The organism is Anabaena sp. PCC 7938, from assembly GCF_049315035.1.
GTDB lineage: Bacteria > Cyanobacteriota > Cyanobacteriia > Cyanobacteriales > Nostocaceae > Anabaena > Anabaena cylindrica.
Genome location: NZ_CP186034.1, coordinates 4,407,710 through 4,428,010 on the forward strand (window position 1 = coordinate 4,407,710; position 20,301 = coordinate 4,428,010).

Genomic DNA, 20,301 nt, shown 5'->3' on the forward strand with positions numbered 1-20,301 from the left:
TATTAACCAACGCATAATCTATCTCAATTAAAACAAAGAAAATGACTTTATCGATTCGTCCCGATCTGAATTCTGCTGCTCAGGTAGTGTCATCTTTATCTACTCAGCAACAACCAATTGTGACAGAAGCAGAAATGATGCAAGCTGTCAGAACTTTGCTGATTGGACTAGGCGAAAATCCTGACCGGGAAGGGTTAAAAGATACTCCTAAAAGAGTCGTTAAAGCCTTGCAGTTTCTCACCAAAGGATATAATGAGTCCTTAGATGAACTGTTAAATGGAGCAGTCTTTACAGAAGACGCTGATGAAATGGTATTAGTCCGGGATATTGATATTTTCAGTTCCTGTGAACATCATATCTTGCCAGTTATTGGCCGCGCTCATGTCGCCTATATTCCTGATGGTAAAGTCATTGGTTTATCAAAAATTGCCCGCATTTGTGAAATGTATGCAAGACGTTTACAAGTACAAGAACGGTTAACTTTACAAATTGCTGATGCACTGCAAGGTTTACTCAAACCCAAAGGGGTTGCAGTGGTTATAGAAGCAACTCATATGTGTATGGTGATGCGCGGTGTACAAAAACCCGGTTCTTGGACTGTGACTAGTGCAATGCGTGGTGTATTCTCAGAAGATGCTCGCACCCGTGAAGAGTTTATGAATTTGATTCGACACAATCCTAATTTTCACTAAAAGCCTTGGCTGGATGCAAATGTAAATTTAGGTGTACTATGTAGAAATAGGAAATTTCTTATCTCTACATTATTGATTTTTTAATTAGGTTAATGGAAATTATAGCGGCACTTGGATGAGATACATTATAGCCCCCTCATCGCTTGCGGGGAGGGGGTTGGGGGTGGGGTTTTTGTATCTCATTCAACCGAGAAACGCTATATTCCTACTAAATTTTAATTTAGATATATGGATTTGAAAAATATTCTGGCTCCGTTCGACTGACGCTCACGGTGAAACCTAACTCTTGACTTATTGTATTTTTATGATCTGATTATGACTATACCAAGTATTACTGTCGTCGCTGGATTATCTGGATCTGGAAAAACCAACTGGATTTATCAACAAATTCGAGATATTAAATCTGTTGATAAATTAATTTATTTTAGTCCTGGGACAGGGAATGTTATTGTTGACCAAACTCGCATAGCTACCGATTTTCCTGGTATTCAAGTTTTTGGCGATGGTCAAGAAATTGAATTTTTTCATCAACTACCCAAAGCAGATGCGGTTTATGTCGAATTGGGTTTTTATCTAGAATTAAAATCAATAGTTTCAGGATTAGACAATCTAACTTACCGTGCTGTAGCAGTCTTACCACCAAATACCAAAAACACTGAATACAATTCTTGGGCTGAAGAAATTGTCTATGGCGCACCAGCCCAAACTATGACAGTAGAAAACCTCTGGCGGGTAGCTACGACCGGTCAAGTTATTGATGAAAACAGTTTAGAGGAATTTTGGTATGAAATAACTCATGGTGCTTATGGTGTAGTTAGCCGTGCTAAGGGCATTTTTGATGTCAATGATGGACGTTCTCTTTATTGTAATTTTGTTGCTGGTGTTCCCCAAACCGATTTTCTAGAATTAGATTTACCACGCTGTTTAGAAGGTAGACCTCAGCGGTTTAGTGGTATTGAAGTAGTGGGGAAAAATTTAGATGAACCATCTTTAAAACAAACATTATCAGATTGCTGTTTATCTGATTCTCTGATTGTGCAGTATCAACAACAGGTAAAAGAAATTTTATTAGCGGAGCAACAAGGGTGAAAATAGCTGTTATTTCATGTATTCATGGTAATTTTGAAGCATTAGATGCTGTCTTGTTAGATATTGACCAGCAAAAAGCTGAAAAAATCTTTTGTGTTGGTGATTTGGTGGGATATGGCCCCCATCCTAACGCTGTCGTTAGCCAAATTCGCTCTTTAGATATTCCTACTTGTGTCGGTTGCTGGGATGAAGATATTGTGGAAGGTTTGAATGCTTGTGATTGTAGTTATCCCTCATTATTAGCCGAGAAAAGAGGAATAGAAGCTCACCAATGGACAAATAAGGAAATTCATTCAGAAAACCGTGAATTTTTAGCTAATTTACCCTACAGTTTCCAGGAAGGAAATTTAGCTTTTGTTCACGGTAGTCCCCATAGTAATCATGAGTATTTGTTACCTGAACTTGATGCTTTTGTCGCTTTAGAAAGGGTGCTTGCGACAGGTGCAGATGTGTTGTTTTGCGGTCATACTCATGTTCCTTATTCCCGGAATCTTGATGCTGGTCAGTTACAGGTGCGGGTTGATAGTAAAGAAGAATCACGGGATATTAGATTTACATCTCCTCTCAAACAAATTGTGAATGTTGGTTCTGTAGGAGAACCTCGACATGGTAGACCAAATGCGACTTATGTGATTTACGATACTGATAGTCAAGCTGTGACTTTGCAAGAAGTTGTTTATGATTATCAAAAAACTTGTGCAGCAATTATTGAGAAGGGATTACCAAAAATTTTTGCTTGGCGTTTGGCGCATGGGTTGGAGTTTGCAGAACGGGCTGATGATCCAACTCATGTTTGCACAAAGTAAAGGGATTGGGGACGGGGAATATGAATACTCATTACCAATTTAAAATCTAAAATCTAAAATCTAAAATCTAAAATTGACTATGTGGGCTATTTTGAGTGGAATTGAAGGGAATTTGGCGGCTTATGAAGCTGTGATGGCAGATATTAAGCGCCAACGTTATTTAGAGGCTTTGTATATTTTGGGTGATTTAGTTGGCCCAAGAAGGGAATCTGAGGCGCTGGTGGAAAGGGTGAAGTCACCTTTGCAGGGTGAGTTAGAACCGATGATTTGTAAGGGTTGGTGGGAGGAACAGTGTTTGATTTTGCATGGTTTGGGGGCGACTGGGGAAGCGCCTGATTTATTGGCGAAATATGGAGGGGATACGGTGAAGATGTTGTGGGAGAGTGTTTCTCGTCAGACTGTGGAGTGGGTGCGATCGCTTGATTTTGGTTTTTTTGAGTTGGATTGTTTGCTAATTCACGGTTCTACGATAGATGTCAGTGAAGAACTTACCCCAGAAACTCCTCCTATCCAAATGCTAGATAAACTAGCGCGGATGCAAGCGAATAATTTATTTTGCGGTCGTTCTGGTTTAACTTTTCAGTATCAACTACAAACTGGTTCTATTACCAGTGGAATTATCACCCTTGATCACCAAGTATCTCCGCAAACAACTACTGTTACACCACGTCAAGTAGTTGGGGTGGGAAATGTGGGACGCACTCCCGGTCAAGCTACCTATACTCTCTACAATCCTGGTACAAATCAAGTGGAATTTAAATCTGTGTATTACAACAATGATGATAAAAAATAACCAACAAAGCCAATAATTGCTAACTTATACTGATTTTTTAGCAGTTAGTGATAAAAATCAGATATTTAGTTCTTGTGTAAAATACAATCATACTACTCAATATTCCAGATTAAATAACTTAGTTATAATTGGGTAGTTTGTATAATTAATTTGTAATTAAATCTACATCAAAAAAATGATTTAGAAAAAATAAAATCTGTTTACAAGTATCTTTAATAATATCGAAAATTCCAGGTTAATTAAAATACTATTTTTAGGCAAAAACGTAATCTTAAAGTAATATATTTAAACCAGTCGTAAGACAGATGAGAGATAATATAAAAATATTTAAATTAACGATTAAGAAACAAAGGGCGTTACAAATTAAGGGTGCAAATGCCCCAATCACCAAAATAAAAAACACAGAGTAACAAGCATAGTGTTAACTCTGTGCTTATCTATTTCCCGCTATTGAGAATAACAGATTTGCTTGTCGCCCCCTCAACAGGAAAACAATATATAGGACTCCTATTTGATTTTTGAACAAACTCAGTACACCATATATTCCCTATTCCCTATTCCCTACCTCCACGAGTAAATTTAGGAATCAAACCGGATTCCTATATATTTGATAGCGGTAGTTAATTCAATCTACCTGGGGTAAATGATCCCACAAAGTTGTAGTTTCTCGTAAACTCTGATGAGTGCCATTACCTAAAATCAAATGGTCTAATAACGGAATACTTAAAAGTTCTGCCCCTGCTAATAATTGTCGTGTTAATTCTATATCTGCTTCACTCGGTTCTAAATTACCAGAAGGGTGATTATGGGCAACTATTACCCGCGTTGCACCATGACGGATCACTTCCCGAAAAATATCACGGGGAGAAGCTAAGGTTTCAGTCGCAGTTCCAATAGTAATTACCTTAGTTCCCAAAAACTTATTTTTCACATCTAAAAGTAGTACTGCAAAACGTTCTTGACTCTGCCACATCAAATCTTGACTAAGCGTGGCAGCCGCAGCCAGTGGGCTATCTATGACTGTGCCATCTGAAGGACGGCATAAAAAAGCACGTTTGCCTAATTCAATGGCTGCGAGAATAGTTGTTGCTTTTGCAGGGCCAATTCCGGGAATTGCCATCAATTCAGCCGGGGTAATTTCCCTTAAAGCTGCCAAAGGATCACGCTGATGTTTGCTTAATTCATGTAATATATGTTGCCCCAAACCGACTGCGGAGAGTTTACCCGGCCCTTGTCCAGTAGCCAGCAGAATGGCAATTAACTCAGCAGTAGCTAAGATTTTCGGGCCATGTGTCATTAATCGCTCACGGGGACGCTCATTTTCTGGTAAGTCGGCGATTCTGAGGCAATATGTCATATAAAAATAAGGGGAATATGCACCACAGACGAAACTATTTCTATTTATCCCTTTTTTAAGCTACAAATTATCTCTATTGGCAAAAATCTTTAATTTTCAAAACTTACATAGGGTTTCCCAAATTTTGCCTTACAGCTATGCTGGGGAAGCAAGCTATGGGTAGGGTCTTTTCAGAGAAATCCCGTTATTCATACAGCGGATTACAGATCAATGAGGTACAGAATCTAAATTCAAAGCCAGTTTTAATCCTGATTCTTGATTTCTGACTCCTAAATTCTGCTGTATTTTGTATCTAATTTGCTAATTGAGATTCTTGATAAATTATTTCTTGAAATTGGATCATATCTTTTTGCGGATCAGCGAGACTAACTTTAACGGACAACTGTTCACCCAAATTAACAGAACGCCTAAAAGCCATTGGCAATTGCAAGCCTAAATCTTCTAAGAGAATTAATGCCAAGTTGCTATCTTCCCGCAGCCACATCAAAACTGTGATTTGCCATACTTGTTCGGGATGACGGCGTAAATATTCTAGAGCATAATATCTGTTTGTTTGTCGTTCCACCATTGTTACTTCCTGGGTGGTACTGGTGACTGTCATCATCACTTCTTTTAGCTGTTCAGGGGAGAAGGGCAAAACTTCGCCACGCAAATGGGCTTTGAGTTGGAAGTGGGTGAGGAGGTCACTGTAACGACGAATAGGGGAAGTTGCTTGGGTGTATGTATCTAAGCCCAAACCAGCATGACGTACGGGTGTGATGCTCATTTCACTTTTGGGCATACAACGACGCATGGCGCAGGAACGGACAAAACCAGGGGGAAGTTGCAGTAATTCTTCTTCTGGTGGCAGTTCTGGTTGGGGTTGACCACGAAAAGGCAAGGGGATGTTATGTGTTTGTCCATAACGTGCGGCTACTTCCCCAGCGAGAATCATCATTTCTGCTACCAATTGCCGAGATGAGGAATCATCTAAAATGTCAATGCTGATGTCATCATCTTTGACTTTGATCATTGCTTCTGGCATATTGATGCTGATGGCTCCTTGGTTATATCGCCAAGTTTTACGCCGTTTTGCTAAATTAGCGATCGCAGCAATTTCTGGTTCTGCTTCTACCCCTAATTCCAACATCTCATCCACATCTTCATAGGTGAGGCGATAAGTAGGCTTCATCAAGGTGGGATGAATAGAATAATCTTCTACAGATCCCGTTTGATTTAAAACTATCCCAAAACTGAGGGCGCAACAAATTTTCCCCTGTACCAAACTCATCGGGCCTGTTGCTAATACCTCTGGGAACATGGGAATCATCCCCGTAGGCAAATAAACAGTACTACCCCGCTTTCTGGCTTCTAAATCTAACTCATCTTCTGGTATTAACCACCGGGTGGGGTCAGCAATATGCACCCATAGCCGTTCCTGTCCATCTGGTAGCAATTCCCAACTCAGACCATCATCTATTTCTGTAGTACTTTCATCATCAATGGTGTATACTTTCAGATGAGTTAGATCCAGGCGATTTACATCCAAGTCAGTTGGTGGGAAATCTAAGCGTTGTTGCGCCACTTCTAATACCTTATTGGGGAACTGAACGGGAATTGAAGAACGACGCAGGAACAGGTTTTCATGGGAACTCCACCAACCCAAGTCGATCAATAGTTGAAAAGCAGCCTGGGGAGTAGCAGAACGTCCCAGCATATTCATGGTTTCTAATACTGGGGCTGGAGGCGGATACGCACGAGCTAAAGAGTCAAAATTTACTCCCATTCGCACGATGTCCGCCATTAGGGCTGCATATTTTTCCAGTGTTTCTAAGCGCTGGCGATCCGGTCGTTGCCATTCTACACTTTCACCATTGAGTGCCTGTTCTACACGCGCTAAAAATTCCTGTTGTCCCTTAGCTTTTTGCGTCTCTACTTCAATTTGATGTTTACGTTCTGCTATTTGTGCCGCACTGCGAGGTTCATAAGCTTCTCCTTTCTGCTTGAAATAGAGTTTGTCTTCTGATAACAAGCAATGAGCTGCATAACAATGAACTGCTTCTGATTCGGAAAATAGCAGATTTGCCATTTTTCCAGGGGTGATAGTTTCCCCGTCGTCTACTAATAGTTCCCAAGCCACTTCCAAGCTAGATGGATCTAGATAAGGGTTGACTTGCTCTAAAAAATTGGTAATTTCTGAGGGCTGATAACTTTGCCCGTTAACTATGTAAGTTAGTTGTCGAGGCGCGAGGCTGTGGGATTGACCTCGTTCATCTACCACAAACCAACGGGTCTTGCCGTCTGGACGATCTACTACGCCCAAACGGCGATCGCCTTGAACCCTAAATTCAACTAGCGTCCCCTTGTCCACAACTCTCGCACTTTATAGTAATTTTAGATTTTAGATTTTAGATTTTGGATTAAATGACTAGTAAACCAAGTTCCTAGTTATCTAGTTTAGGCTGGCGATTAGGAAAAAAGTAAAATTCTTACCTGTTTCCTGTTTTTTGTTCCCCATAACCTAACTCCAAATCTGTTGATTTTCAATTTGGAATGCCATTATTGTACACTCCCTTGGTGTTGATCAAATTTTAGATTTTGGACTGAAAGTGAACGTTTAATTTCTATTACCAACGTTACTTTTTTTTGGATCATTATCCAAAATCCAAAATCCAAAATCTTCTTAGCCTTCTGCGTTGATGAATGGCAACAAAGCCACAATCCGAGAGCGTTTAATCGCTAATGTTAATTCGCGCTGTTGTTTACAGGTCAGACCGCTAATCCGCCGGGGTAGAATCTTACCACGCTCTGTGATAAATTTCCGTAATAAATCAACATCTTTATAATCAATTGGTTCTCCTGGCTTGATTGGCGACAGGCGACGACGGTAGTAGCTCATATTTACTTGATTTCCTTATGAACAGTGTGTTTGTTGCAGTGGGTGCAGAACTTTTTCAGTTCTAAGCGACCAGTGGTGTTCCGACGGTTCTTGGTGCTGGTGTAGCGAGAAACGCCAGCAGAACGTTTGTCAGGGTTTGTACGACACTCGGTGCATTCTAGTGTCACTATTATGCGGGCACCTTTACTCTTAGCCATAATCTTACAAACAGTAAAGCCTGGAGAGAATTAACACAAATGACTATCTTCTCACACTTCGCTGCAATTTTTCAACTAATCGTTTAACTTTTAAATCTAGCGAATAGCCACGTCGTGATGAAACGATGATAGTTCCAGCATAGCGGTCGTGCAGAGCCTGCCGCATCTGAGTATCTGATAAGGCGGCACCACAGTCAATTCCTAAAGGAAGTAATAGCAGTATAGCAGTGGGATTAGCTATTATATTTGTCAAAGCGATAGATGTTAGCAAGGCATTAAAGCAAATAATCCCCTCCCGCTTCAATAATGCCTGCAACTGGGGGATTCTGCCAACTATTCTTTCACCTTCGACTTCTAAGATTTTTAAATCAAAAGCCCAACGCCCTAAACTTTGTCCACGATTGTTGTACACCACTATTACCCGCAAAACTAGCCAAGAGAGAATAAAGACGCAAATTTGGACAAATTGAATTCCAAAATTATTGCTCCCTAGCAGGGAACTAACTAGCCAGACACCAAGAATATCTATCCCCAGTGCCATGCCTCGACGGATAATTTCTGCCTTGGGGTAGTGTTTTTGGGGTACTTTAACGATGGTCATACACAATAAGTGTTTATGTTTAGGTGTAGGGAAATAATCATTGCTCTTATCTTTAATATTAAGGTCATAATTTAAGTAATTGTTGCATGAGTCTGTTTCGCAGTGGACACAAGCGAAGATAAGCGTTTGGTTGCAATCATCAATACTAAACAGGTGTTTTTACCATTTATTTGTATTTTTGAGGATTACCCACAATGACATCTATAGGCATAGCTGCTACTCAAATTTCAATCAGCACAATTATTCCTCTGCTGATTGCTATTAATGATCGTGATTATCTACAGTTTAAAGAATTGGAAAAAACCTTTGTTTCCCAGAATAACGTTGAAGTTTGGCAAGATGTTTTTAATTTCCGCATTTTACCAGCACTTGATCACCAATCTAAAAAATGGCTATTAGAAGCGTGGTGTGCTGAAGGAATTGTTAGTGTGAAGGATTTAGTTTGATAGTATAGCAGTCAATTATGGAAGTAGGGGTAAAGCGCAGTGCTAAACCCCTACACCTAAACCCTAATTCCAAAAAACTATGGTTTTCAACCTAAACGGTTACAAAATTATTAATTCCTAGGGTTCCCGTTAAACCAGTTACTTCAATAATGGCATCAGCAGCAGCATTAAAACCAGCCGTAGCATCGTTAATAGCCACAAAGGTACGGGTTCCAAAGCTAAATTTCGCTGCAAAATTTGCACTAAAATTAGCTGTTGTTAATTTAGTACTAATTCCCGCAGCATCAAGAGTTGCAACAGTTCCCGCAGTAGTAAAACCAGATCGTGTATTAGTAACAAGAAATAAATCATTGCCAGTGGTAGCATTAAAATCGGTGATAATGTCAAAGTTATTTAAAAGAGAATTGGTAAGGGTTTTGTAGCTAAATCGGTCAGTTCCTACTCCACCAAACAGGGTATCTTTACCAACACCACCAGTTAAGATATTATTACCACCATTACCCTTAATCACATTATTTCCGGCATTACCTGTGCCATTAATATTTGCAGTTCCTGTTAAAGTCAGGTTTTCTACATTAGTTGGTAGGATAGTAGTCACAGATGCAGTAAGAGTATCAGTTATAGTTGTCGTTACTTGTTTGACTGTACCCAAGCTGGCATTTCCAGGAGATGAAAGTGTCAGAGTAAAAGTTTCATTTGCTTCATTGAGGGAATTATTGAGAATGGGAATATTGATGATTTGAGTTTTTACCCCTGGGTTAAAAGTCAAGGTTCCCGTAGTGTTGGTATAGTCTGACCCTGCTGTAGCTGTACCGTTGCTAGTTGCATAGTTCACGGTAATAGTTTGAGTGCTGGTGTTAGATAGAGTAACGGTATAAGCTGCGTTTTGTGGACTGGTTCTACCTTCAACTATTGCCTGGTTTGCACTGAGGTTAATGGTGACAGATGGTGCTACATCATCATTAGTAACATTTCCTGTAACGGCAGTGGTTGTACCAACGGTGTAACCTGTGCCTGTCGCTAAAGTTAAAGCCACGGTTTCGTTAGCTTCAACAGTGGTATCGGCTGTTGGGTTTATTGTTAGGGTTGTTGTACTCGAACCAGCAGCAAAAATGATGGTTTTTCCTGTTCCGGGTGTTGCCCCTGTATAGTCGCTACTGTTGGCTGTACCAGCAATGCTATAGTTAACGGTTAGGGAATTGGTGGTGCTGCCTGTGCGGGTGAAGGTATAAACTAGATTGCTAGTTCCATCTTCGGTGACGCTAGTTGGTGTTACAGCTAGAGTAATATTAGTATTCAACGGTTGTCCGTTAAGTCCATAAATACGTGCAATGGCACCTGTTAAACCTGCATTGTAATCAAGGGCAACTTCGTTGGTAACATAGTTAGTGCGATCGTCTGAGTAGCTGTTATCGTTAGCTTGGTTGGGTCCACCTACCATTGCACCATAAAGGACGTTGCGATTAACAACTGGATCGTTAATGTTATTTGTCAGAGAACCGTGGGAACCACGATGATGGGGATTTTGAGGTGAATTATTACCAAAGCCAACCATATAGCTACGTTGGTTGGGATTATCACCTAAAATGTAATCAATTTGGCTTTCTGCAAAAGTGGAATAAAGTTTATTTGGATCGTTCACCGTATCAGCATACACACCTGCAACAAAAGCAGTATTTGCGGCGTAGCGAAGAGAACCCCACTGATTTAACCATGCCAGTCCACCGGGTGTGTATGTGACTCCTGTACCGTTTTTATTAGTCCAGAAACCAAGCCATTTTTCTACTTCAGTCCGATAACGAATGTTGGTACTTTCTTGGGCGAGAAGAACCATTGCACCATAGGATTTATCATCCCATGTTTGAGTCCATGTACCTAAATTGAGATTTGTAGAGTAGTTTTCGGCTTTGCTAAGATAGGTTGTGTTCGCATTTCCTGCTGCTTTAGTTGCTTTGTACAGCCATGTTGCAGCCCAAATTAGTTCGTCGTTATATCCGTAGGAGTTGTAAAACTTGGCGGCATCGGTAATGGAGTCAGAATATTTACCTTTATAGGTTTCGGCAAAGGCAAATAATTGAATAGCATTTTGTAGGAGACGATCAGCGTAAGTGACATTTGTGGATCGGAAAATAATTGATGCAGATGCTAAAGCTGCGGCTGCTTCCCCTGCCAGATCAGAACCTGGTTTAGTCGCATCTATTTTGAAGGCAGGGCGTGCCATGGTCATCTTTTCGGGGGGACCCCAAAAGGCGTGATCGCTATCGCCTAATCCTACCTGTCCCCAAAATCCTGTGGTAATGTTACCGTTGGTGACGTGGGCTTTGAGGATGTAATCGGTTCCCCATTTGATAGCATCCATGATTTCGTCTAGTTGTCCACTTTGCTGATAGGCGTTGCGATACTGAACAGCCCCCCAACTCAGCATTGTCATGGAACTAGCCATGGGAAAACCAAATTTGACATGATCTCCGGCATCATAGTAGCCGCCTGTTAGATCAACTCCAACATCTGCACCATCATTGAGTGCGGAATCACCACGCCAAGGAACTCGGTTTGTGGCTTCATTTAAGTTCACCAGAACGTTGGGCTTCATAAAATAAAATTGATTTCTCTAAAGCTTCACTATAATTAAATCCAACATTATTATTAATATTACTGCTAATTGTGCCGATGACAGGGGTTGTATTTGCGATCGCATATCCGTTACCACTAAAGAGAGTGAGGATAATTGTTTCATCAGATTCCACAATGGTATCTGGGATGGGATCAAGGCTGAGAGTGGCACTACTTGCACCCGCCGCAAAGTTAATAGTTCCTGTGGTAGTAGTGAAATTTGCTGCACCGTTTTGATTGTAGTCGGTATTCAAGGTGGCTGTACCACCAACTTTATAGTTCACTGTTAGGACGCTGGCTGTGCTACCTGTGCGAGTGAAAGTATAAACGAGGTTGGCACTTCCATTTTCACTGACAATGCTAGGAGATAACGCTAGATTAATGACGGGAAGTGCAGTATCAATCAGAGTTATGGTTTGATCTGAAAATTGGATTTTCTCAATATCGTATAATTTATCAATTCCGTCACCATTGCTGATCAAATGAGTAATGGTATAAAGTCCATTGGAGTTACTCAGCTGATATTGAGAACGAGTACCAGCGTAGACTGCTGTATCATTACCTGCACCGCCGTAGAGGATATCATTGTCTGCACCACCTTCTAAACGGTCATCTCCTTGTTCCCCAAACAAGGCATCCTCACCTCTCCATCCTCTCAGGGTATCATTCCCTAAACCACCAAATAAGCGATCGCCATGATAGTCATTACCATCAATAACATCATTGGCATTAACTGTGTTAAAAATGAAGTCAGTTGCTTGCAGTTGAGTGTAATTAATCCCATTCAGCTGTAACTTGGATTCAAGTCCGTCAGCATAAGTTTTAATCAGCGCATTATTTTGTCCATCATTACTCAGGAGTATTTGCAGGGTAGCCCAATCAGCAATGTTAAGTTTTGTAATATCAACTTTGTCCTGTCCCCGAACAAAATCTATAACGATATCATTATTGTTTTGATATCGCTGATATCGGTCAAAATCAAACACGAATGTATCGTTACCTGCACCGCCGTAGAGGATATCATTCTCTGCACCACCCTCTAAACGGTCGTTTCCTTGCTCCCCAAACAAGATATCCTCACCTCTAAATCCTTTGAGGGTATCATTTCCTAACCCACCGAATAAGCGATCGCCATTGTAATCATCACCATCGATAGTATCATTGGAATTAACTGTATTGAAGATAAAATCAGTAGTTTGTAGTTGAGTAGAATTGATGCCATTGAGTTTTAATTGGGACGCATAACCACCATAATAAGTGGTAATTAAGGCATTATTTTGTCCATCATTACTAATGAGCGTTTGCAGAGTAGACCAAGCACTAATATTCAGGTTTTTAATATCAATTTTGTCCTGTCCCTGAACAAAATCCATGACTACATCATAATTGTTTTGATACCGTTCAAAATCAAATACGAATACATCATTACCCGCACCACCGTAAAAGGTATCATTGCCTCTCAAGCCCTGAATCACATCATTTCCTGAAGTTCCAGTAATAGTATCATTACCATTAGTGCCTGTAAAATTCTGCTGTTCTACCTGAATGATTTGCCCATTTACAGCTATCGTCGTGTGATCATCCTCAGCCTTTAAAGCCTCTAAAATTTCAATATCCAAACTATAACCCTGTACTAACTCAGCAAAAATCGCCCCTTCATCTCCTGCGCTATCTGTTAAATTAATTTGAGCATCTATAAAATGTCCAATTTCCTCTAATAAAACCGCGTTAATAGTTGCTGTTGTGGCATTAGCAATAAGGATATTTGACAGATAAATCTTATTAGTGCTACTGGCATAAGCCCCATTAGCACCACCAAGAATGCTACTATCAACAATCTCAATTTGCGGAAGTTGACTAAAATCACCAGCTTGCCACTGTAAACGCAGATTTTCCGCGAAACTACGATTGTATTGCGTACCAAAAGCGGTATCGAAAACCTGCCAGAAATTATCTAAACCAGAAAATGCGCTGAGTTGATTGTATGTCAGCGTCAGGGCAGCGTTTTTCCATGAAGTAGTAGCCATTGGGTTAAATCTCCTAAATGGTTAAATCAGTTTATTTACGGTTGATACTTGGGATAATATTTGTACGAATATATAGCAGGTGACAGAGCTAAAAGTCTTTTGGTGTCTAAGTTTTATCATTAGTTGATGTCCTAACTGCCTTGTCCGTTGCTATAGCTGCTCGAAAAGCAACTTACTGTTGCTGTAATTATGGAAGCATAATCCAGATTTAGGGTGCGTCAACCTGGTGTAACGCACCCATATATCTAAGCAATCAGACTAAAATCGCTACTAGCAAGGGTAATATCAAGATTCCCTAAACGGGCAAACTCAAACACCTTACCTACACCCAGAACATTTCCATCTTGGTTATAGAAGAGGCTACCAGTACTTTGACTATAAACAATCCGAGCAGCATTTGCATTGACTAATGCATCATCAGAGACAACTGCAAAGTTAGTTAAAGCCTGTCCCACAGTGTTAGTAATAGCCGTGAATGTGCTTTTACTCAGAACAATTTTATCTTGTCCGGCATCAAACTGGGTAATGTAATCAACGCCTAAACTAGTGCTAAATACTCCATTGCCTTGGAAACGATATTGATCATTACCGACTCCACCATTGAGAAGATCATCGCCTAGTCCTCCCCAGAGAATATCATTTCCTGCTAATCCTTGCAGTTGGTCATTGCCTTCACCACCAATGAGAAGGTTATCGAGGGCATTACCCGTGAGACGGTTATTACCTGTGCCACCTGTAGCATTTTCGATGACGTTGTTGGCAGAGAGAATGAGTTTCAGATTACTATTAACAGTCTGTGAGGTGATTACTCCCAAATTCACATTTACTGAGGCAGTAGTACCACTAAAGTCAATAGTATCAATTCCTCCTGTTGTAGTTTCGATAATCCTGTCGGTTCCTAAAGCAGTATTAGCAACAAAAGAGTATGTATCATTACCATTCAGACCTGTCAGGGTATTATTAGCTTGATTACCCTTAAAGACGTTATCGCCGGCATTACCTGTACCGTTAATAGCCGTTGTGCCTGTTAAAGTCAGGTTTTCTACGTTGGTTGGTAAGGTAGTGGTAGCAGAAGCAACGAGGGTATCGGTTATGGTTGTAATGGCACTGGTTTTAGTCCCTAAACTGGCATTGGTAGGAGATGTCAGCGTTAGGGTAAAGGTTTCATCTGCTTCATTGATACCATCATTGACAATGGGAATATTGATGACTTGAGTTTTGATTCCAGGGTTGAAGGTTAATGTTCCTGTAGTGTTGGTATAGTCTGAACCCGCTATAGCTGTACCGTTACTAGTTGCATAGTTCACGGTAATGGTTTGGTTGCTGGTGTTGGAAAGAGTAACAGTGTAGGTAAGGTTTTGTGGACTGGTTCTTCCTTCAACAATTGTCTGGTCAGCACTAAGATTGATGGTGACAGATGGTGCTACATCATCATTGGTAATAGTTCCCGTTACCGCTGCGGTTGTGCCAATAGTGTAACCTGTGCCAGCAGCCAAAGTTAAAGCCACGGTTTCATCAGCTTCAACTGTGGTGTCTGCTGTGGGGTCTACAGTTAAGGTTGCTGTACTCGAACCAGCTGCAAAGGTAATAGTTCCGGTAGTGCTAGTAAAGCTGGCTGCACCTGTTTGGGTATAGTCTGTGTTGAAAGTGGCTGTTCCACCAACGGTATAGTTGACGGTTAAGGCATTGGCGGTGCTGCCAGTTCTGGTAAAGGTGTAACCTAGATTGGTAGTTCCATCTTCGGTGACACTGGCAGGAGATACAGCTAGGGTGATGTTGGATGGAACAACTGTTGAGGTGATGGGAACAGACAGCTGATTACCATTAGTATCGAATAAGGCTATGTAGCTATCTGTCCCTCCCTGATTAGTATAGCTGGGGAAACTGCCATACTCAGTCCAACCACTAACGTATATATTGCCCTGGTTATCAATACTCAAACCATTAGCATAATCATTTGAGTTTGTACCAAATTGCTTAACCCAGAGTCTCGTCCCACTGGTGTTATATTTCGCCAGAAAGCCGTCATAGCCTCCTAAAGCAGTATTTCCTGCAAATTGACCACCAGTCCAACCTGTAACATAAGTATTACCAGCGCTATCTGTTTTGGAGGCAATAGAATAGTCTTCGGAGGTTGTCCCAAATTGTTTAACCCAAGCCAATGTTCCTGTGCTGCTATATTTGGCAACAAAACCATCATAAGAACCTAAACTGGTGTTACCACTGAAAGTACCATCAGTATAGCCAGTAATAAAGGCATTTCCTGTACTATCGTAACTAATGCCATTGATATTGGCATAATTATTTCCAGATGAACCGAGTTGTTTAACCCAAGCTTGAGTTCCACTGGAGTCGTATTTACTGACAAAGACATCATAACCACTAGCATTGGTATTTCCAGCAAATGCCCCTGCTGTTGAGCCTAAAACATAGATATTATTGTTACTATCTACGCTAACGCCTATTGTTTCATCATCTTGGTCTGTACCAAACTGTTTGATCCAGGTTTGAGTACCATTAGTGTCGTATTTGGCAATATAAGCGTCATAGGCTCCTTGGGTGACATTACCAGCAAATGCACCATAGGTTTTACCAACTATATAGCTATTGCCATTACTATCAACACTAATTCCGAAAGAAGTGTCATCGGCAGCAGTACCAAATTGTTTTACCCAAGCTAGGGTTCCCGCCGAAGTATATTTAGTAATAAACCCATCGTTACTACCGAGATTGGTAGCCCCCGCAAAAGCTCCATTGGTGTAGCCAGCGGTATAAACATTGCCAGCACTATCATTACCAGTTCCAATGGCATAATCAGTACCAGAAGTACCGAACTGTTTAATCCAGGCTTGACTGCCATCGGGGTTGTATTTGGTAATATAGCCATCATCGTTGCCAGCGTTAGTATTTCCAGCAAAAGCCCCAGTGGTAAAGCCTGCTGCAAAAATACTGCCGCTACTGTCATTGCTGACTCCACTATTTTGCTCTTGACCAGATGTTCCAAACTGTACTGGCCAGGGATTGGTTGAGGCTGCAACTTGTAAAGTGTAGTTGGCATTATTCCCAGCAGCAGGTCGGAAGACTTTGACGTAATATGTTCCAGCGTCAACTATGGAACTCACAATTTCATCAGCAGTTCCGGCTTTAATACCTTGGGCAAGAGTACGACCTAATCCATCAACTAACCAAACATTGGCATTAGATGTCAAATTGCTAAGTTTAAGTTGGACATTGCTGGCTGTGGTGACATTAAAGCGATAAAAATCAAATAGGTCTGTATCACCTACAAAGTCTGTGACTGTTTGAGAAACGTAGGGAATTATCGCCCCTAAATTCTGAACTTGGTCTACTACTTCTAAGGTTAAGTTATTACCTGTGGATGTTGGTGCAAAAGCTAGACTACTACTGATATCTATGCCTTCAATGCTGTTGAAGCTCTTGGTTGTGGCAGAACCATAAGTTAAAACTGTAAATTTATTACCAATGGTGGGTGTATAGGCACCGGTTAAATTCAGTTTGAGGATACCACCTATATCTGCTGCACCAGTAATTGCTAATTTATCAAAGGTGGTTGCACTGCTTAATTCTAGGTTGAGTGTTCCCGTACTGCTTTGGCTGTAGTCACCTATGATATTTAATGTACCAATGGTATTCCCAGGATTGACTTGACCACCAGTATTGTTAACATTACCTGTGATAGTTCCAACTCCTACTAAAGTTCCTCCTTGCAGGTTCAGAAAACTAGAAGAATCAAAAGTGAGACTACCACCACTGAGGCGAGTTGTTCCCGCAGTTTGGGTATAACTGCCAGTAAATCCTAACTTCCCTTTCTTAACATCAACTATGCCGATGTTGTTGAAGAGTCCACTAATATAGGACTGATCGGTGGTTGTACCGTTAGATTTGGTGAGAGTACCAGCATTATTGAAAGTGGATAAAGCATCAGAGGCATAAAAATCGGCATCGCTTTGGAGGTCAATAGTGCCAGTGCTGGTATTGTTCCAAGTTGCGCCATTTTGAGCATACAAATAGCCAGTTCCTGTCCAAACCGTTGCACCTGATGTTTCTAAGGTTGTTCCATCTAAGGTTTGATAGTTACTCAGGTTTAATGTGCCACTGACGGTCTTTTTGCCAGTACCGCTTAATGTACCTCCACTCCAGTTGAGTTTGTTGGAAATTGTTAAAGCACCTGCTCCTGTTAAAGTTCCTCCAATCAAGTTAACAGGGGCAGCCCAAGTAGAAGCAGCATTAACTGTAGTTGTCCCACTTTCAATATTAAAGTTTCCCGCACCAGTGACGCTGTTGCCTGTATTTAAATCGTAATTTCCATTACTAATTTTTAATGTAGCTCCAGTATCAATACTGAAAATACTGCTATTACTTCCCCCACCGTAAAGATTTAATGTCCCTGTCTTGACTTGGACTGTACCTGTGTTGTTGAAGATAAAACCTATATAGGATTCATCTGTGGTTGTACCATTGGATTTTGTGAAAGTACCAGCATTATTAAAAGTGGGTTGATTACCACTCCCCCAGTACAAATCTGCATCTCCTTGTAAGTCAATAGCTCCTGTGCTGGTATTGTTCCAAACTGCGTTGTTAGAACCGTACAAATAGCCATTACCTGTCCAAAACGTTGTACCTGATGTTTCTAAGGTTGTTCCATCTAAGTATTGATAGTCACTCAGGTTTAATGTGCCACTGACGGTCTTTTTGCCTGTGCCGCTTAATGTGCTATTACTCCAGTTGAGTTTGCTGGAAATTGTTAAAGCACCTGCTCCGGTGATGGTTCCACTAGCCAGATTTAAAACACCATTGTTACTAACGGTACTCGCGCCATTTAGGGTTAAGGTATAACCGTTAATATCGAGGGTTTGGATTCCTATAGTTGTACCAAGAGTTAAACCAGTCAGAGTTCTGTTGATATCTAAGAGAACAGTATAAGTGCCACCAATGGTGATTTGGGCAATATCCGCCGAACTTGGTATAGTGCCGGGAGTCCAATTGCTGGCAAGATTCCAGTTGCCGTTAGCAGCGTTTTTCCAAGAAAGAGTAGCCATTGAGTGAAGTCTCCTAAATGATTAAAGCAGTATATTTACGGTTGAAAAATTGGAGTAAAGCGTATTTATAGTTAGGGAATTTAAGAAAAATTACAGCAAAATTCAGAAGCCAAGCTTCCCAGAGCTTGAGCATAAGGAACTCAAAGGTTAGCATTGATAAACTCTTAAATGACCTTTATACTTGGATTTTTGGCTTCAATTTAGTAATTATTTTCTCTGAAATCTGCTGTAATATTGCTGATCTAGAATTTACTACTTTTATACGGACTTTCCTAGAAAAGTAACATTTATTTTACATTTCAGAGAAAGTCTTTTTATACCAATTTATTTATGCAATCAAGGTAAAAATATAATATTTGTTGCCTTTAAATACTGAGTACTTAAAAATTACACAACACTAGACTAAAATATCAAAAACTATCATTATTAACTATGCTGTCAGTCAGAGATGCAGAAGCTACTATTTTAAATTTGGTGCAAGGGTTAGATAAGCAGAAGGATATAGAATTTGTCGATTTATTAACGGCACATAATCGAATTTTGGCAACTTCTGTAAATAGTTATCTGGATTTTCCTCATTGGGATAATTCCGAAATGGATGGTTTTGCGGTGCGTTATGCAGATGTGCTGAAAGCAACTGCTGAAAAACCAACTGTTTTAGAAGTTGTGGAAGAAATTCCCGCTGGATATAAACCGCAAATTACTGTTAAACCAGGACAAGCGGCACGAATTTTTACGGGTGCGGTGATGCCAGATGGTGCGGATACTGTAGTTATGCAGGAAAAAACACACCGACAGGAAAACCGCGTTTTTATCTTTGCTGCACCCCAACCGCAAGAGTTTGTGAGACGCAAGGGAGATTTTTACAAAGCAGGAAGCGAACTTTTACCAGCGGGTATTCGCCTAAGTGCTACGGAAATTGCAGTTTTAGCTGCGGCAGGGCATGATCAAATCAGTGTTTTTCGTCGTCCTCGCGTGGTAATTTTTTCTAGTGGTAATGAGTTGGTGATGCCGGGAGAAGCGCTGCAAGCTGGACAAATAGTAGATTCTAATCAGTTTGCTTTGGCAACTTTGGTTAGGGAAGTGGGGGCTGAAGTGTTAGTTTTAGGAATTGTTAAAGATGATCCGACTGCGTTAAAAGAAATTATCGAGTATGCGATCGCTAATTCTGATATCGTTATTTCTTCTGGTGGCGTGTCTGTAGGCGATTATGACTATATAGAAAAGATTTTACAATCACTGGGCGCAAAAATCCATTTTCAGTCTGTGCAAATGCGTCCAGGTAAACCTCTGACTTTTGCAACTTTCCCCAATACTCTATACTTTGGTTTACCCGGAAATCCTGTGTCTGCGTTGGTGACTTGTTGGCGCTTTGTGCAACCGACGATTAAAAAACTAGCGGGACTTGCTCAAGGTTGGCAAGGGCAATTTTTGAAAGTGCGATCGCACTCCGAACTACAATCTAATGGCAAAATGGAAACTTATATCTGGGGTAAGTTACATTTAGTCAATGGCGTTTATGAATTTTATCAAGCCGGGGGTAATAATAGTTCTGGTAATTTAATTAATTTAGCCCAAACTAATGCTTTAGCTGTTTTACCAGTCGGGAAAACCTTAGTTTATCCACGGGAAGAAGTGCTAGTCTTGCAGGTGAGATAATTAGTAATAACTCAAGTTGTTAGCTATCTATAGGACTTACGCAAGATTGAACTCAAAACCTGATTCTTGCGTAGGGGTAATTC

At 40.6% G+C, this 20,301-nt stretch carries 14 protein-coding genes; 6 read left to right on the forward strand and 8 right to left on the reverse strand.

From position 1 onward, the window contains the following. The first annotated feature begins 41 nt into the window (after positions 1-41). The 4 genes from folE to ACOWPH_RS20095 all read left to right on the forward strand — a co-directional run bounded on the left by folE (position 42) and on the right by ACOWPH_RS20095 (position 3,380). Positions 42-692, forward strand: a complete 651-nt coding sequence (gene folE / locus ACOWPH_RS20080; protein ID WP_015217153.1) for a GTP cyclohydrolase I FolE — start codon at positions 42-44, stop codon at positions 690-692. 315 nt (positions 693-1,007) lie between these two features. Beyond that, complete coding sequence (locus ACOWPH_RS20085; protein ID WP_015217154.1) at positions 1,008-1,781, forward strand: GTP-binding protein; 774 nt, start codon at positions 1,008-1,010, stop codon at positions 1,779-1,781. Next, entirely contained in the window at positions 1,778-2,587 is an 810-nt protein-coding gene (locus tag ACOWPH_RS20090) for a metallophosphoesterase family protein (protein WP_015217155.1), read from the forward strand. Before ACOWPH_RS20085 ends, ACOWPH_RS20090 begins: the two co-directional genes overlap by 4 nt. Positions 2,588-2,660: 73 nt before the next feature. Further along, positions 2,661-3,380, forward strand: a complete 720-nt coding sequence (locus ACOWPH_RS20095) for a hypothetical protein (protein WP_042465459.1) — start codon at positions 2,661-2,663, stop codon at positions 3,378-3,380. Between the two features lie 625 nt (positions 3,381-4,005). Here ACOWPH_RS20095 and radC read toward each other — a convergent pair. From radC to ACOWPH_RS20120, 5 genes are all read right to left on the reverse strand, one after another. Next, on the reverse strand, positions 4,006-4,737 hold the full coding sequence (gene radC, locus ACOWPH_RS20100; protein ID WP_015217157.1) for a RadC family protein: 732 nt from the start codon (positions 4,735-4,737) through the stop codon (positions 4,006-4,008). A gap of 292 nt (positions 4,738-5,029) precedes the next feature. Then, entirely contained in the window at positions 5,030-7,087 is a 2,058-nt protein-coding gene (locus tag ACOWPH_RS20105; RefSeq protein ID WP_015217158.1) for a ribonuclease catalytic domain-containing protein, read from the reverse strand. 312 nt (positions 7,088-7,399) lie between these two features. Continuing rightward, on the reverse strand, positions 7,400-7,615 hold the full coding sequence (gene rpsR / locus ACOWPH_RS20110) for a 30S ribosomal protein S18 (RefSeq protein WP_015217159.1): 216 nt from the start codon (positions 7,613-7,615) through the stop codon (positions 7,400-7,402). Positions 7,616-7,617: 2 nt separating this feature from the next. Further along, positions 7,618-7,812 carry a 50S ribosomal protein L33 gene (gene rpmG / locus ACOWPH_RS20115; RefSeq protein WP_015217160.1) on the reverse strand — a complete coding sequence of 65 codons (195 nt, stop codon included), beginning with the start codon at positions 7,810-7,812 and terminating at the stop codon, positions 7,618-7,620. A gap of 43 nt (positions 7,813-7,855) precedes the next feature. Then, positions 7,856-8,413 (reverse strand): RDD family protein, encoded by a 558-nt coding sequence (locus tag ACOWPH_RS20120; protein WP_015217161.1) that lies wholly within the window; start codon positions 8,411-8,413, stop codon positions 7,856-7,858. Positions 8,414-8,607: 194 nt separating this feature from the next. Between ACOWPH_RS20120 and ACOWPH_RS20125 the strand changes: the two genes are divergently transcribed. Then, the gene (locus ACOWPH_RS20125; protein ID WP_015217162.1) at positions 8,608-8,859 is read left to right on the forward strand and encodes a hypothetical protein; all 252 of its coding nucleotides are present in this window, start codon (positions 8,608-8,610) and stop codon (positions 8,857-8,859) included. A gap of 91 nt (positions 8,860-8,950) precedes the next feature. Here the strand turns inward: ACOWPH_RS20125 and ACOWPH_RS20130 are convergent, their stop codons facing one another. The 3 genes from ACOWPH_RS20130 to ACOWPH_RS20140 all read right to left on the reverse strand — a co-directional run bounded on the left by ACOWPH_RS20130 (position 8,951) and on the right by ACOWPH_RS20140 (position 18,559). Beyond that, positions 8,951-11,452 carry a glycoside hydrolase family 9 protein gene (locus ACOWPH_RS20130; protein WP_422665613.1) on the reverse strand — a complete coding sequence of 834 codons (2,502 nt, stop codon included), beginning with the start codon at positions 11,450-11,452 and terminating at the stop codon, positions 8,951-8,953. Next, positions 11,421-13,499, reverse strand: coding sequence for a M10 family metallopeptidase C-terminal domain-containing protein (locus tag ACOWPH_RS20135; protein ID WP_422665614.1), 2,079 nt, complete (start codon positions 13,497-13,499; stop codon positions 11,421-11,423). The genes ACOWPH_RS20130 and ACOWPH_RS20135 overlap by 32 nt, the downstream gene beginning before the upstream one ends. Positions 13,500-13,744: 245 nt before the next feature. Beyond that, the gene (locus tag ACOWPH_RS20140; RefSeq protein ID WP_015217164.1) at positions 13,745-18,559 is read right to left on the reverse strand and encodes a beta strand repeat-containing protein; all 4,815 of its coding nucleotides are present in this window, start codon (positions 18,557-18,559) and stop codon (positions 13,745-13,747) included. 432 nt (positions 18,560-18,991) lie between these two features. Between ACOWPH_RS20140 and glp the strand changes: the two genes are divergently transcribed. Continuing rightward, a complete protein-coding gene (gene glp / locus ACOWPH_RS20145; RefSeq protein WP_015217165.1) occupies positions 18,992-20,218 on the forward strand; it encodes a gephyrin-like molybdotransferase Glp in 1,227 nt (408 codons plus the stop codon). Positions 20,219-20,301 lie beyond the last annotated feature (83 nt).

Excerpts from the sequence above, each read along its gene's own strand:
- radC (WP_015217157.1), bottom strand. The coding sequence starts at position 4,737 with ATGACATATTGCCTCAGAATCGCCGACTTACCAGAAAATGAGCGTCCC.
- folE (WP_015217153.1), top strand. The coding sequence starts at position 42 with ATGACTTTATCGATTCGTCCCGATCTGAATTCTGCTGCTCAGGTAGTG.
- ACOWPH_RS20130 (WP_422665613.1), bottom strand. The coding sequence starts at position 11,452 with ATGAAGCCCAACGTTCTGGTGAACTTAAATGAAGCCACAAACCGAGTT.
- ACOWPH_RS20085 (WP_015217154.1), top strand. The coding sequence starts at position 1,008 with ATGACTATACCAAGTATTACTGTCGTCGCTGGATTATCTGGATCTGGA.
- ACOWPH_RS20140 (WP_015217164.1), bottom strand. The coding sequence starts at position 18,559 with ATGGCTACTCTTTCTTGGAAAAACGCTGCTAACGGCAACTGGAATCTT.
- ACOWPH_RS20135 (WP_422665614.1), bottom strand. The coding sequence starts at position 13,499 with ATGGCTACTACTTCATGGAAAAACGCTGCCCTGACGCTGACATACAAT.
- rpmG (WP_015217160.1), bottom strand. The coding sequence starts at position 7,812 with ATGGCTAAGAGTAAAGGTGCCCGCATAATAGTGACACTAGAATGCACC.
- ACOWPH_RS20125 (WP_015217162.1), top strand. The coding sequence starts at position 8,608 with ATGACATCTATAGGCATAGCTGCTACTCAAATTTCAATCAGCACAATT.
- rpsR (WP_015217159.1), bottom strand. The coding sequence starts at position 7,615 with ATGAGCTACTACCGTCGTCGCCTGTCGCCAATCAAGCCAGGAGAACCA.
- glp (WP_015217165.1), top strand. The coding sequence starts at position 18,992 with ATGCTGTCAGTCAGAGATGCAGAAGCTACTATTTTAAATTTGGTGCAA.
- ACOWPH_RS20120 (WP_015217161.1), bottom strand. The coding sequence starts at position 8,413 with ATGACCATCGTTAAAGTACCCCAAAAACACTACCCCAAGGCAGAAATT.